The 237-nt window shown below is 37.1% G+C and carries 1 protein-coding gene; it reads right to left on the reverse strand.

Annotation, left to right across the window (positions count from 1 at the left end):
- Nucleotides 1-237: T9SS type A sorting domain-containing protein (locus IAI56_RS16055; RefSeq protein ID WP_187658805.1), on the reverse strand; the 237-nt coding region annotated here is incomplete at both ends.

A 237-nucleotide genomic window follows, 5' to 3' on the forward strand; every position in this document is an offset into this window, starting at 1 on the left:
TTTAGTTTGCTCACCTTGTGTTACAACTACATTGTAAACACCTGATGGATAACGCTCACCAATTGCTACTGTTTCTATCTCGTTAACTGATACTGAACGTTGTTCTACTAATCGTCCTACCATATCATATACTGTAATGTCAATTCCAGCAGTTTCTGATGTGTTTACATCTAACTGGAATGCACTTGAATATGGGTTTGGATAAGCTACAACTGCAAATGGAACTTTAGCTAAACG

The sequence above is a fragment of the Flavobacterium macrobrachii genome, assembly GCF_014486675.1.
GTDB lineage: Bacteria > Bacteroidota > Bacteroidia > Flavobacteriales > Flavobacteriaceae > Flavobacterium > Flavobacterium macrobrachii.